The 13,884-nt window shown below is 71.9% G+C and carries 10 protein-coding genes; 9 read left to right on the top strand and 1 reads right to left on the bottom strand.

Going from position 1 to position 13,884, the window contains the following annotated elements; translation table 11 throughout:
- Positions 1-293: 293 nt before the first annotated feature.
- The 3 genes from ABIE67_RS19205 (at position 294) to ABIE67_RS19195 (ending at position 6,024) form a co-directional block, all read left to right on the top strand.
- Positions 294-557, top strand: a complete 264-nt coding sequence (locus ABIE67_RS19205) for a WhiB family transcriptional regulator (protein ID WP_003975777.1) — start codon at positions 294-296, stop codon at positions 555-557.
- 281 nt (positions 558-838) lie between these two features.
- Positions 839-4,501 (top strand): glycosyltransferase, encoded by a 3,663-nt coding sequence (locus ABIE67_RS19200; protein ID WP_370259049.1) that lies wholly within the window; start codon positions 839-841, stop codon positions 4,499-4,501.
- On the top strand, positions 4,498-6,024 hold the full coding sequence (locus ABIE67_RS19195; RefSeq protein ID WP_370259048.1) for a DUF5719 family protein: 1,527 nt from the start codon (positions 4,498-4,500) through the stop codon (positions 6,022-6,024). The genes ABIE67_RS19200 and ABIE67_RS19195 overlap by 4 nt, the downstream gene beginning before the upstream one ends.
- 28 nt (positions 6,025-6,052) lie before the next feature.
- Here the strand turns inward: ABIE67_RS19195 and ABIE67_RS19190 are convergent, their stop codons facing one another.
- Positions 6,053-6,496 carry a metallopeptidase family protein gene (locus ABIE67_RS19190; RefSeq protein ID WP_370268734.1) on the bottom strand — a complete coding sequence of 148 codons (444 nt, stop codon included), beginning with the start codon at positions 6,494-6,496 and terminating at the stop codon, positions 6,053-6,055.
- Between the two features lie 343 nt (positions 6,497-6,839).
- Here ABIE67_RS19190 and ABIE67_RS19185 point away from each other — a divergent pair, with 343 nt between their 5' ends.
- The 6 genes from ABIE67_RS19185 to manA all read left to right on the top strand — a co-directional run bounded on the left by ABIE67_RS19185 (position 6,840) and on the right by manA (position 13,720).
- Positions 6,840-7,217 carry a DUF3499 domain-containing protein gene (locus tag ABIE67_RS19185; RefSeq protein ID WP_030053098.1) on the top strand — a complete coding sequence of 126 codons (378 nt, stop codon included), beginning with the start codon at positions 6,840-6,842 and terminating at the stop codon, positions 7,215-7,217.
- 184 nt (positions 7,218-7,401) lie between these two features.
- Positions 7,402-9,018, top strand: coding sequence for an L-lactate permease (locus ABIE67_RS19180; RefSeq protein ID WP_370268732.1), 1,617 nt, complete (start codon positions 7,402-7,404; stop codon positions 9,016-9,018).
- 113 nt (positions 9,019-9,131) lie between these two features.
- Positions 9,132-10,496 carry a phosphomannomutase/phosphoglucomutase gene (locus ABIE67_RS19175; RefSeq protein WP_370259047.1) on the top strand — a complete coding sequence of 455 codons (1,365 nt, stop codon included), beginning with the start codon at positions 9,132-9,134 and terminating at the stop codon, positions 10,494-10,496.
- 276 nt (positions 10,497-10,772) lie between these two features.
- Positions 10,773-10,943 (top strand): Trm112 family protein, encoded by a 171-nt coding sequence (locus tag ABIE67_RS19170; RefSeq protein WP_007382472.1) that lies wholly within the window; start codon positions 10,773-10,775, stop codon positions 10,941-10,943.
- 332 nt (positions 10,944-11,275) lie between these two features.
- Entirely contained in the window at positions 11,276-12,403 is a 1,128-nt protein-coding gene (locus tag ABIE67_RS19165) for an SIS domain-containing protein (protein ID WP_370259046.1), read from the top strand.
- A gap of 165 nt (positions 12,404-12,568) precedes the next feature.
- The gene (manA, locus tag ABIE67_RS19160; RefSeq protein WP_370259045.1) at positions 12,569-13,720 is read left to right on the top strand and encodes a mannose-6-phosphate isomerase, class I; all 1,152 of its coding nucleotides are present in this window, start codon (positions 12,569-12,571) and stop codon (positions 13,718-13,720) included.
- Positions 13,721-13,884: the final 164 nt, after the last annotated feature.

Below are 13,884 nucleotides of genomic sequence, written 5' to 3'. Positions count from 1 at the left end.
GATCCGGTTCGCTTCCGCGCGTGTGTGCAACGAGATCGAACTTTTGGGCGTCCTTTTCCGTACAGGCTCTGAGCGGGGTGGGGCGCCCTCCCGGGTCTCGTCTGCTTGTCAAGGTTTAGGCCGATTTGAACACTTTCCGCTAGGCCTTGGTTCCGCAGAGTGAATAAGGGGCTCAATAGCAGATCTCGGCTTGACTCGCCCGGAGCAGCACACTTGTAATTTCACTCGTGTCGTTCAGCCGGAATCGGTAACGGCTACATCACGGGGACGCGAAAGACAGACGAGGGGCGCACATGACCGAGCTGGTGCAGCAACTGCTGGTCGACGACGCGGACGAGGAACTCGGCTGGCAGGAGCGCGCGCTGTGCGCCCAGACCGACCCCGAGTCCTTCTTCCCCGAGAAGGGCGGCTCCACCCGCGAGGCCAAGAAGGTCTGCCTCGCCTGCGAGGTCCGCTCCGAGTGCCTCGAGTACGCCCTGGCCAACGACGAGCGGTTCGGCATCTGGGGCGGTCTGTCCGAGCGTGAGCGCCGCCGCCTGAAGAAGGCGGCCGTCTGAGCGGCGCACCGGCCGTCAGGCCGTCGTAGCCCGAGCCGCGGGACCGGGCGGCAGGGCCCCGAGCGCGCCCGCACGCACACATCGCACGTACCCGCACGGACACACTCGCACGTACATACGTCTCGAATATGTCTCGAACGGCCCGTCGCAGGTGGGTTATCCACAGGCGGCGGGCCGCCGTGATGCCCAGCCGATAGTGTGGTCGCTCGTCCGAGACGCCGCGCTGTCCCCTCGGGACACAGGCGTCCACCGCAGTCCATCGAACCGGGGCCCGTACCTCGATGTCCGTGCACAGCCACACGGCAGCCCATCACGACGTCGCTGCCACACCTGAGTTCCCGCGTCATGTGGTGACCGCGGTCCTCGTCTCCCACGACGGCGCCCGCTGGCTGCCCGACGCGCTCGCCGGGCTGCTCGGCCAGGAGCGCCCCGTCCAGTTCGCCATGGCGGCCGACACCGGCAGCGCGGACCGATCCGCGCAGCTGGTCACGGAAGCCCTCGGCGACGACCGCGTACTGCACCTCGCCCGGCGCACCGGATTCGGCCAGGCCGTCGAGGAGGCCAACCGCACCGCCCCCGTCCTCACCCCGGACGAGCTGACCTATCTGAAGCGGCCGAGCGGCTGGGACCCCGTCTCGCGCACGTGGCGCGACGACGCCTACGACCTGCCCGAACTCCCCCACGGGGAGCCGGTCCAGTGGCTGTGGCTCCTGCACGACGACTGCGCCCCCGAACCCGACGCCCTGGCCCAGCTGCTGCGGGTCGTGGAGAACGAGTACGAGCTGGGCCGCGACGACGTCGCCGTGGTGGGCCCCAAGCTGCGCGGCTGGTACGACCGCCGGCAGCTCCTCGAGGTCGGCGTCACCATCGCCCACTCCGGCCGCCGCTGGACCGGCCTGGACCGCCGTGAACAGGACCAGGGCCAGCACGACCACGTCCGGTCCGTGCTGTCCGTGTCCACCGCCGGCATGCTGATCCGGCGCGACATCTTCGAACAGCTCGGCGGCTTCGACCGACGGCTGCCCCTGATGCGTGACGACGTCGACCTGTGCTGGCGCGCCACGGCCGCCGGCCACCGCGTCCTCGTCGCCCCCGAGGCAGTCGTACGACACGCCGAGGCGTCCTCCCGCGAGCGCCGCACCGTCGACTGCGTCGGCCGCACCGCCGCGTCCCCGCACAAGGTCGACAAGGCGGGCGCCGTCTACACCCTGCTCGTCAACACACGCACCGCCGTGCTGCCCTGGGTGCTGCTGCGCCTCGTGATCGGCACGGTCCTGCGGACCCTGGCCTACCTCGTGGGCAAGGTCCCCGGTCAGGCACTCGACGAGATCCGCGGCCTCATCGGCACGCTGCTGCGGCCCGAGCGGATCATCGCCGGGCGGCGCAGGCGCGGGAATCCCGTCATCGACAAGGGGGAGCTGCGAGCGCTGTTCCCGCCGCCGGGCGCGACCGTGCGGGCCACCGTCGAACAGGTCGCGAGCAGCCTCTTCGGCAGCTCCGACCCCGAGGTGGCCGCCGGCGCGGGACGGCACGGCGGCGCGATCGAGTCCGGGCCCGGCGGCGACGACGCGGACTTCCTGGAGGTCGAGCAGTTCGCGCGCCTCAAGCGTGTCGCCCGCAAGCCCGGCCCGGTGCTCTTCCTGGTGCTGATGTTCGTCTCGCTGATCGCCTGCCGTGCGCTGCTCGGCGGCGGCGCGCTCGCGGGTGGCGCGTTGCTGCCCGCGCCTGCCGACTCCGGTGAGCTGTGGTCGCGCTACCTGGACGCCTGGCATCCGGTGGGCGCGGGCGGTACCCCATCGGCGCCGCCCTACCTGGCGATCGTGGCGATGCTCGCCTCGGTGCTGCTGGGTTCGACCGGGCTCGCGGTCACCATCCTGCTGGTCTGCTCGGTTCCGCTGGCCGGCCTCACCGCCTACTTCGCCTCCCGCCCGCTCGTCGAGTCTCGCCTCCTGCGCGCGTGGGCGGCCGTCGTCTACGCCTTCCTGCCCGCCGCCACCGGAGCCCTCGCCGGCGGCCGCGTCGGCACCGCCGTCCTCGCCGTCCTGCTGCCGCTCGTCGCACGGGCCGGCATCGCGGCGAGCGGCCTCACGAACGGCTCCGGTGCGCGCGGCAGCTGGCGCGCGACCTGGGCGTACGCCCTGCTGCTGACGGTCACCACGGCCTTCACGCCGATCGTGTGGCCGATCGCCCTGGTCCTCGGCATCGGGCTCCTGGCGGTGCGGCGCGACGACATCACCGCGTACGGTCTGCGCTTCCTGGCCCAGCTCGGCGTGCCCCTGCTGGTTCTCGCGCCCTGGTCGCTGTCGCTGCTGCCGTTCGGCTTCTTCCAGGAGGCCGGTCTGGCATACGGCTCCTCGGCCGCGTCCGCCCTGGATCTGCTCGGCGCCAGCCCCGGTGGGCCCGGCACCGTCAGCGGGCTGATGCTCATCGGCGTCGTACTGGCCGCGCTGGCCGCCCTGCTGCGCTCCGAGCGCCAGTTCGGGATCTGGGCGGCCTGGGCTGTCGCCCTCGTGGGCCTCGTCTTCGCGGTCCTGTCCAACAGCTCCGCCTGGGCCGGCCCGGCGACCCTCGTCTACGGCATCGCTCTCCTGGCCGCCGCCGCGCTCGGCGCCGACGGGGCACGCGCGCGTGTGGCCGAGCAGAGCTTCGGCTGGCGCCAGCCGGTCGCCGCGCTGGTCGCCTTCGCCGCGGCCGCGGGGCCGTTGCTCGTCGCCGCCGGCTGGATGATCGGCGGTGCCGACGGGCCGCTGGAGCGGCGCGACCCCGTGCAGGTGCCCGCGTTCGTCGCCGAGGAGAGCGGTACCCGCGACCAGGCCCGCACCCTCGTCCTCGACAGCGACTCCCCGGCCCACGTCGGCTACATGCTCGTCCGCGGCTCCGGTGCCCGCCTGGGTGACGCCGAACTCGCCGTCGCGGACGGGGAGAACGCCAAGCTCGACAAGATCGTCGCCAACCTCGTCGCCGGCTCCGGCGCCGACCAGGCCGACCAGCTGGGCGCGTTCGCGGTGCGTTACGTCCTCGTCCACAAGGGCGCGCCGCGCGAGGTCGCGCGCGTGCTGGACGCCACGCCCGGCCTGTCGCGGCTGAGCGAGCAGAACGGCAGCGCGTTGTGGCGGATCGACCGGCAGGTGTCCCGTGCGGCCATCGTCGCCGGGGCCGAGTCCGGGTCCGGCTCGGCTGAACCTCAGCCCGTCGCCGCCGGGCCCATCGACATCCACACCACGATTCCAGGCGGCTCCGACGGGCGTGTGCTGCGCCTGGCCGACAGCGCCGACGACGGCTGGACGGCCGCCCTGGACGGCAAGCCGCTCACCGCGACCACGGTCGACGGCTGGGCCCAGGGCTTCGAACTCCCCGCCGAGGGCGGCCGGTTGGACGTCACCTACGACGACCCGATCGGCCACACCGCCTGGCTGTGGGCCCAGGGCTTCCTCGCCCTCGTCCTTGTCGTGATGGCCCTTCCGGGGCGTCGCCGCGACATCGACGACGACCTGCCCGAGGAGCCGGCCGTCCCGGCCGAGGCCATGGCGGGCGAGGGCCGACGGGCCCGGCGGCTGCGGGCCCAGGCCGAGGCCGAAGAGCCCGGCCAGGACGGCGAGTTCCCGCCGCCTCCGCAGCAAGCGCCGACGGCCGCGATTCCCCAGCAGCAGGCCCAAGGCGAGTGGGACACGCCCGGTTACGCCGGTGGCGACTACGGCGGCTACGGCGGGGAGCAGTACCAGAGCGGACAGCAGTACCCGGCGGGCGGCGCCTACGACCAGGCGTATCAGGCGGATCCGTATCAGGGCGGCCAGTACGACCCGTACGCGTACGGGGGCCAGTCCGCCACGGCGCCGTACGACACGTCGTACGACCAGACGTACCAGCAGGGCTACGACCCCACGTACGACCCGGCGCAGCAGCAACCGCACGGCAGCGAGCGTCCCGACGGGAGCCAGCAGTGAACCGCACCACCCTGTCCCTGATCGCCGGCGGCACCGCCCTCGCCGCCGTCACCGGGTTCGCGGCGCTCACCACGCCGGACGCGTCCGGCGCGAACACCGCCAAGGCGGCCGCCGAGCTGCCCGTGGAGCGCACGAGCCTGCTGTGCCCGGCGCCGAGCACCTCGGACCTCGCCGAGACGACGTACACCTCGTTCACCCCCGTCATCAAGGGGGCGGGGAGCGACGGGAAGGCGGAACTGCAGTCCGCGGCGCAGGAGTCGGGCCACACGGCGGGCGGCAAGGACAAGAAGACCGACGACGCGGGCAGGGCGGGGAAGACCGGGAAGGCCGACAAGCCGGTCCTGGAGGCCAAGGAGCCGGGCACGCCGGTCACCGGCGACGCGTCGGGGGCCGACTCGCCGGCGCTGATCGGGACCGCCGATGGGAAGTTCGCGCCCGGCTGGACCGTGCAGGAGACCACGGAGGTCGCCGCGGGCACGGGGCGTGGTCTGCAGGGGGTCAACTGCACCGCGCCCGACACCGAGTTCTGGTTCCCGGGCGCCAGCATGGCCGCCGACCGCACGGACTACGTTCATCTGACCAACCCCGACGACTCCGCCGCCGTCGTGGACATCGAGCTGTACGGCAAGGACGGTGCGCTCGAGACCACGGTGGGGGAGGGGATCACGGTTCAGCCGCACTCCGGTGAGCCGGTCCTGCTGTCCACGCTGACCAGCGAGAAGCAGGACAACGTGACCGTGCACGTGAGTGTGCGCAGTGGTCGCGTGGGTGCGTCGGTGCAGGCGCTGGACGACAAGCTCGGCGGGGACTGGCTGGCCGCGTCCGCCGATCCCGCGGGGAGCCTGGTGCTGCCCGGCATCCCGAAGGACGCCACCTCTGTGCGGCTGGTCGCCTTCACACCGGGGGACGCCGACGCGGACCTGAAGGTGCGCCTCGCCTCGCCGTCCGGCCCGATCACGCCCGCCGGGAACGAGACGCTGCACGTCAAGGCGGGCATGACGAGCGCGGTGGATCTCGGTGACATCATGCGGGGCGAGACCGGGTCGCTGGTCCTGACGCCCACGGATCGGTCCGTGCCGGTCGTCGCGGCGCTGCGGGTGGTGCGCGGGAAGGGGGCCAAGCAGGAGACGGCCTTCATACCGGCGAGCCGGCCGGTCGGCACGCGCGCGACGGCGGTGGACAACCGGGCGAAGGGCACGACGCTGTCCGTGACGGCACCGTTCCGCACAGCGGAGATCAAGGTGACCGCGTCGGCGGGAAGCGACGGCGGTACTGCGGCGACGAAGACGTACACGATCAAGTCCGGCACCACGCAGGACGTGGAGGTGCCGGTGCCGAGCGGCCTGAAGGGCACCTACGCGCTGACGGTGGAGTCGGTGTCGGGCGGCCCGGTGTACGCGTCCCGCACGCTGGCCGCCACGACGGAAGGCGTCTCCGGCTTCACCGTGCAGACGCTCCCGGACGACCGGGGGATGGTGGCTGTGCCGGAGGCGGACGAGGACTTGTCGGTCCTGCAGAAGTAGGCGGCAGCCCCCGCGGGCCCGATGCCGGTCAGTCCTCCCCGTAGCGGGGATCCACCGTCTCCGGTGTCAGCCCCAGCAGCTCCGCCACTTGTTCCACGACCACCTCGTGGACCAGGGCAGCCCGCTCGTCACGCCCCTTCGTGCGGATCTCCACCGGCCGTCGATAGATGACCACCCGTCCCGGCCGCCCCTCGCGGGCGGGAATCGTGCCGCCGAGGGGGACCGCCTCGTCGTTCCAGGTGCGGCCGTCCAGGCGGGGGACCTCCAGGACCAGGAAATCGATGTCGGCCAGCTGCGGCCAGCGGCGTTCGAGGCGTTCCACGGAGTCCTGCACCAGGTCGGCGAAGGCATCGGCACGGCTCGCGGCGAGCGGGACCTGGGGTGGTGCGATAGGGCCGCGCATGCCCCGCCCGTGACGATCACGGCGGCGGGGCCCGGGGCCGGCGGCACGGGGCGGTACAGGGGTGTCCATCACTGCTGAAGCGTAGTCCTCGTGGCCGGTGCGTGTCCGATCCGCATGTCGTGGCAGGGGTGGCGTTCAGCCGCTCGTACGGCATGTCGGCAGATGACCATTCCAGCCAAGGTTGGGCTCGTTTCCGTATCTCTCCCAGACCGTCGATGGCGAGGTAATTGACGGGGTTTGTGGTGAGTGGTGACCGACCCGCGAGGCGTTCCGGATCTCGGAGGCAGGCTTCCGTGCAGGTCAGCGAGTTGGGACAGAAGGGGTGTGTGGGGTGTTTCACAGCACGACACGGTGGAGTGACCTGGGGGAGAGTCGTCGCGGCCCGCTCAAGAGTGCGGTACCGTCCAACGTCGTGAGCCCTGTACGTCGCTGTTCGCGCACCGCTTGCGGCCGCCCCGCCGTCGCGACGCTGACGTACGTCTACGCCGACTCGACCGCGGTCCTCGGCCCGCTCGCCACCTACGCCGAACCCCACTGTTACGACCTGTGCGCCGAGCACTCCGAGCGCCTCACCGCCCCTCGCGGGTGGGAGGTCGTGCGGCTGCTGGACGGCTCGGCTCCGGCCCGTCCCAGCGGGGATGACCTGGAAGCGCTTGCCAACGCCGTGCGCGAGGCGGCACGTCCGCAGGAGCGGGCGGCGCAGGCCGGCGGGGGCGGGGGGCGCGGGGCCGACCCGATGGAGGTCGCGCGCCGGGGGCACCTGCGGGTGCTGCGGTCGCCCGACAACTGACGGCCGGTTTCTCCCTTCTTCGCCGCCTTCTCCCCTCTGTCCTCCCTCTGTTCCGCGCGTCGTCTCGCGTGTTCGTTTCGTTGAGCGATGCACGAGCATTGACGTGCGGTTGTCGCGGACACGACCATTCCGTATACCGGAACGAGAAATCGCTTTCCGCATGGCGGAATCCGGGGAGGCGCCCGTGTACGTCCAGGAACTGGAACCCGTCGCAGGCTCACTGGGCCTGTCCGCCTTGGTGGCGGCGCTGCCGCTCGTGATCGTCCTGGCCCTGCTGGGCGGCGTCCGGATGAAAGCGCACCTGGCGGGGCTCACGGGGCTTCTGGCGGCCGTTCTGGTCGCCTGGCTCGCGTACGGCATGCCGCTCGGTCAGACGCTCTCCAGCGCCGCCCAGGGAGCCGTCTTCGGGCTCTTCCCCATCCTGTGGATCGTCGTCAACGCCCTGTGGGTGTACCGGATGACCGTCCACACCCGGCATTTCGACATCCTGCGCAGGTCGTTCGGGCGGCTCTCCGACGATCCGCGCATCCAGGCGCTCGTCGTCGCCTTCTGCTTCGGGGCCCTGCTGGAAGCGCTCGCCGGGTTCGGGGCGCCCGTCGCGATCTGTTCGGTCATGCTCGTCGCGCTGGGCTTCGAACCGGTGCGGGCGGCAGTCGTCGCGCTGGTCGCCAACACCGCTCCGGTGGCCTTCGGCGCGATGGGCACGCCGGTGGTGACACTGGCCCAGGTCACCGGACTTCCCCTGGACGACGTGGCTTCCGTGGTGGGGCGCCAGACGCCCTTGCTGGCCCTGATCGTGCCGCTCGTGCTGGTCGGGCTCGTGGACGGACGGCGAGGGCTGCGGGAGACCTGGGTGCCGGCGGTCGTCTGCGGAATCGCCTTCGCCGTAGCCCAGTTCGCCGCCTCCAACTACGTCTCCGCGCAACTCGCCGACATCGGCGCCGCCTTGGCCGGGGCGGGCGCACTCGTCGCCGTACCGCACGCGCGTGTGCCCGCCACCGAGGCCGTACGCGCGTCCGTGCTGACCGGCACGCGCAGTGAGGAGTTGGACGAGGACGACCCGCGACGGGAAGTCGTGCGGGCCTACGCGCCTTACGCGCTGATCGTCGTGATCTTCTCCATCGCGCAGATCCCGGCGGTCAAGGACTGGCTGGCCAAGGCGACCCAGACGTACGACTGGCCCTTCCTCGACGTCGTGAACCCGGACGGGGACCCGGTCGGCGGCAATGTCTTCAGCTGGCCGATCGTCTCCACCGGCGGCACCCTCGTGCTGATCGCCGGATTGTGCACGGCCGTCGTGCTCGGCGTGCACGCGCGCGTGGCCGTCAGGGAGTGGGCCGCGACCGTGTACGAGCTGAGGTTCGCCATCCTGACCGTGACGTCCGTGCTGGCACTCGCGTACGTCATGAACCTCTCCGGACAGGCGGCCACCATCGGCTACTTCGTGGCCGCGGCCGGCGCCGGACTCGCCTTCCTGTCGCCGGTGCTGGGCTGGTTCGGTGTGGCCGTGTCCGGGTCGGACACCTCGGCCAACGCGCTGTTCGGCGCGTTGCAGGTGACGGCGGCCCGCGAGTCGGGGCTGTCGCCGGAACTCCTGGCCGCCGCCAACAGTTCAGGTGGTGTGCTCGGCAAGATGATCTCGCCGCAGAACCTCACCATCGCGTGCGCGGCCGTGGGGCTCGCGGGCCGGGAGGGGGACCTGCTGCGGCGGGTCCTGCCGTGGAGTCTGGGCCTGCTGCTGGTGATGTGCCTGATCGTGGTCGGCCAGAGTTCCCCTGTGCTGGGCTGGATGCTGCCCTGACCTCCGGGCTGACCTGAGGTTACGGCTCGGAGTCCGCTTTGTGGCCGCACAGCCCGCTGTCAGTGGGGGCGGGTAGTTTGGGGTGACCGACAGGACTTTCAGAAGGGTTGGCCGTGGCCACTGATCTGTCACAGCTCGTGAAGGCGTACGACGTGCGCGGAGTCGTCCCGGACCAGTGGGACGAGTCACTGGCCGAGCTCTTCGGGGCCGCCTTCGTCGAGGTGACAGGCGCGAGCGCGATCGTCATCGGTCACGACATGCGCCCCTCGTCGCCCGGCCTGTCCCGCGCCTTCGCGCGCGGCGCCGCGGCCCAGGGCGTCGACGTCACCGAGATCGGCCTGTGCTCCACCGACCAGCTGTACTACGCCTCGGGCGCGCTGGACCTGCCGGGCGCGATGTTCACGGCCTCCCACAACCCGGCCCAGTACAACGGCATCAAGATGTGCCGCGCGGGCGCGGCCCCGGTCGGCCAGGACACCGGCCTCGCGCAGATCCGAGAACTGGTCGAGGGCTGGACCGATTCGGGAGCCCCGGCACCGGCCGCGCGGACGGGAACGATCACCCGGCGGGACACGTTGGAGGACTACGCGGCCCACCTCCGCTCCCTCGTCGACCTGACCTCCGTCCGCCCCCTGAAGGTGGTCGTCGACGCGGGCAACGGCATGGGCGGCCACACCGTCCCCACGGTCTTCGCCGGCCTGCCCCTCACGCTCGTCCCGATGTACTTCGAGCTGGACGGCACGTTCCCGAACCACGAGGCGAACCCGCTGGACCCGGCGAACATCGTCGACCTCCAGAAGCGGGTCCGTGAGGAGTCCGCTGACCTCGGCATCGCCTTCGACGGCGACGCCGACCGCTGCTTCGTCGTCGACGAGAACGGCAACCCCGTCTCACCGTCCGCCATCACCGCCCTGGTGGCCTCACGCGAACTCGCCAAGCACGGCGGCAAGGGCACGATCATCCACAACCTGATCACCTCCTGGTCGGTCCCGGAGGTCGTCAAGGAGAACGGCGGCACCCCGGTCCGCACCCGCGTCGGCCACTCCTTCATCAAGGCCGAAATGGCGAAGTCCGGCGCCATCTTCGGCGGCGAACACTCCGCCCACTACTACTTCAAGGACTTCTGGAACGCCGACACGGGCATGCTGGCCGCCCTCCACGTCCTCGCGGCCCTGGGCGGCCAGGACGGCCCCCTCTCCGGACTCGTGGCCCAGTACGACCGCTACGCCGGCTCCGGCGAGATCAACTCCACCGTCGCCGACCAGTCCGGCCGCCTCGCAGCCATCAAGGCCACGTACGAGGCCCAGGAGGGCGTGGAACTCGACGAACTCGACGGCCTGACCATCACGACCCCCGACTGGTGGTTCAACGTCCGCCCGTCCAACACGGAACCCCTCCTCCGCCTCAACGCGGAGGCCCGGGACGAGGCGACGATGGCGAAGGTACGGGACGAGGTGCTGGGAATCATCAGAGCCTGACGCCGCCGGTCCGGGCATGTCCAGCCCGTCCGGCGTTTGAGGACGAGGCCGAAGGCCGAAGCGGGGGGCCAGGGGGCGGGGGCGGCAGCCCCCTGGTGGGGTCGAAGGGGCGGAGCCCCTTCAAGGGATGGGACGGGTAGGGGCGGCGGGGGCGAAAACCCCGACGGCAACCACCACGCCGCCCAACCCCGGCACCCCGCCCCCACCGGCGGTACGCTGACCAGGCACATCCGCACACGCACGCACCGCCCACACCCGCCCCAGAAGGGACCCACCATGCCGCTGGAAGCCGGCCTCCTGGAGATCCTCGCCTGCCCGGCCTGCCACGCCCCCCTCAAGGAGCAGGACACCGAGCTGATCTGCACCGGCCAGGACTGTGGCCTGGCTTACCCCGTCCGCGACGGCATCCCCGTTCTGCTCGTCGACGAGGCCCGCCGCCCCGCGTAACGCGACACGACGGCCACCAGCGCAAAAGCACCGGTCGCCGGCCAGAAGCGAGTCGTTCCCGGCGTACAGACATCCGCCCCCGGCGTACGGACCCGACCACCGGCACGGAATCGACCGCCGAGCGACAGTGCGCCCCGGGCGGCAGACGACAGACGACGGGCGACCGTACAAGGACAAGCGCCGAGACGGATGCCCCGTACAGCCCCAAACGCCGCCCGCCGACCGGTACAAAGAAGAACAAAGACAACCCGCGACCGAGCAAAGCCCCCCGGCGCACAAACCCGCGCACGACCCCGCCCCCAAGACGACCCGGCGATCGGAGGCTGCCGCCCATGCTCGACGAATCGCTGCTGGACACGCCGGAGGCGCTCGCCGAAGCCGACCGCCGTGCCCTGCTGCGCGGCGCGGCCGAAGCAGGCGCCCGCGTCCGCACCGCCGCCCGGCACGCCGCCGAGGCCGGCGTCCACGACCTCAAACCCGACGGCCGCCCCCGCGCCATCATCCTCGCGGGCTCCGGCACCGCCGCCACCTGCGTAGCCGACCTCCTCGGCACTCTCGTCGGCGCCACCAGCCCCGTCACCCGACTGGCCCCGGCCGGCGTCGCCCCCGCCGCGGGCGCCCTGCGCTGGGAACTGCCCGGCTGGGCCGGCTCCGTCGACCTGCTGCTGATCACCACCCCCGACGGCACCGAGCCGGGCCTGTCCCTGCTCGCCGAGCAGGCCTACCGCCGGGGCTGCACGGTCGTCGCCGTGGCCCCGGCCCACTCCCCGCTCACCGAGGCGGTGCACAACAACCATGGCCTGTTCGTGCCGATGGCGACCGCGCCCTACGAGCAGGACGAGGCGATCGCCGCCTCCGCCCCCGGCGTGCTGTGGGCGCTGCTCACGCCGCTCCTCGCGCTCCTCGACCGCACCGGCATGCTCACCGCCCCGCCGGACGCCCTGGAGAAGGTCGCCGACCGCCTCGACCACATCGCCGAACGCTGCGGTCCCGCCATCGCGACCTACAGCAACCCCGCCAAGACCCTGGCCGCCGAACTCGCCGACGCGCTCCCGCTGATCTGGACCGAGGGCGTCTCCGCAGGCCCGGCAGGCCGCCGTTTCGCCGCCGCGCTCGCCGAACTCTCCGGCCACCCCGCTGTCGTCGCCGAGCTGCCCGAGGCGCTCGCCTCGCACAACGCCCTGCTCGCCGGCAAGCTCGCCGCGAGCGCCGATCCCGACGACTTCTTCCGCGACCGCGTGGAGGAGCCACCCGCGCTGCACGCGCGCGTGCTGCTGCTGCGCGACCGCCCGCTCAGCGGCCTCACCGCCGCGCCCGCCGCCCGCGACCTGGCCCTCAGCCACGACACACCGATCAGCGAGCTGGAACCGGAGCCCGGCGGCGAACTCGAGACCCTCGCGGAACTGATCGCCATCACGGATTTCGCCGCCATTTACCTGGCGCTCGCTTCGGGAGCCTGATCTGTCCCAGGGCGCCCTGGCAGCCGTACGGCAGAGGAACCGACGAGGAACCGAAGAGCAACCGACGAGGAACCGAGGAACCGGCAGCCGTACACCAGGCGAACCCGCGTCCCCCACGAAGAGAAGCCGTCGTACTCGACTCGCAGAGAGCAGGCAGACACCCGCATGGACCGCCTCGACAACACCGTCCGCCCCTACGCCTGGGGTTCCACCACCGCGATCCCGGAACTCCTCGGCGCCGAGCCGACCGGCGAACCGCAGGCGGAGATGTGGATGGGCGCGCACCCGGGGGCACCCTCGCGCACCGAGCGCGGCACGCTGGTCGAGGTCATCGAGGCAGACCCGGAACGCGAGCTGGGCGCCGCGGCCGTCGCGAAGTTCGGCCCCCGCCTGCCCTTCCTGCTCAAGATCCTCGCCGCCGGAGCCCCGCTCTCCCTCCAGGTGCACCCCAACCTGGAGCAGGCGAAGGAGGGTTACGAGGACGAAGAGCGCCGCCACATCCCCGTGGACGCCGGTCACCGCAACTACAAGGACGCCAACCACAAGCCCGAACTGATCTGCGCGCTCACCGAGTTCGACGGCCTGTGCGGCTTCCGCGACCCCCTCCAGGTCGCCGACCTGCTCGCCGGCCTGGGCGTCGACTCCCTGAAGCCGTACGTCGATCTGCTGCACGCCCACCCCGAGGACGCGGCCCTGCGCGAGGTGCTCACCGCGATCCTCACTGCCGACCCGGACGAGATGGCCCACACCGTCGCCGAGGCCGCCACCGCCTGCACACGCCTCGGCGGCGAGTACGCCCCGTACGCCGACATCGCCCACCACTACCCGGGTGATCCCGGCGTCATCGCCGCCATGCTCCTCAACCACGTCCGCCTGCAGCCCGGCGAGGCCCTGTTCCTCGGCGCAGGCATCCCGCACGCCTACCTCAACGGCCTCGGCGTCGAGATCATGGCCAACTCCGACAACGTCCTGCGCTGCGGCCTCACCCCCAAGCACGTCGACGTCCCCGAACTCCTGCGCATCGTCCGCTTCGAGCCGAGCGACCCGGGCGTGCTGCGCCCCGAGGCCGCCCCGGACGGCGAGGAGGTCTACGAGACCCCGATCGACGAGTTCCGGCTGTCCCGGTACGTCCTCCCGGAGGGCACCACCGCTCACGACCTCACGCGCGCGACCCCGCAGATCCTGCTCTGCACGGCGGGTTCCGTCCGCGCCGGAGAGCACGAGCTGACCCCGGGTCAGTCTGTCTTCGTACCGGCGGGAGAAAAGGCCGAAGTGTCCGGTGCCGGTACGGTCTTCCGGGCCACGGTCGTCGCCTGACCGAGGGCATCGGACGACCCGGCGCGCCGTTGTCGGACCGGGCTGCAACAATGGCCCACCGGCAAAGGACGGGCAAAGCCGATCGGGGGCCGCGCGCTCCCCTCGGTGACGCCCGGCCGGCGTACGTACGAAGGCCACGAAGGCTCCAATGCTCCGAAGGTGAA

The sequence above is a fragment of the Streptomyces sp. V4I8 genome, from assembly GCF_041261225.1.
GTDB lineage: Bacteria > Actinomycetota > Actinomycetes > Streptomycetales > Streptomycetaceae > Streptomyces.
This window is presented reverse-complemented; position numbering and strand designations above follow the sequence as displayed.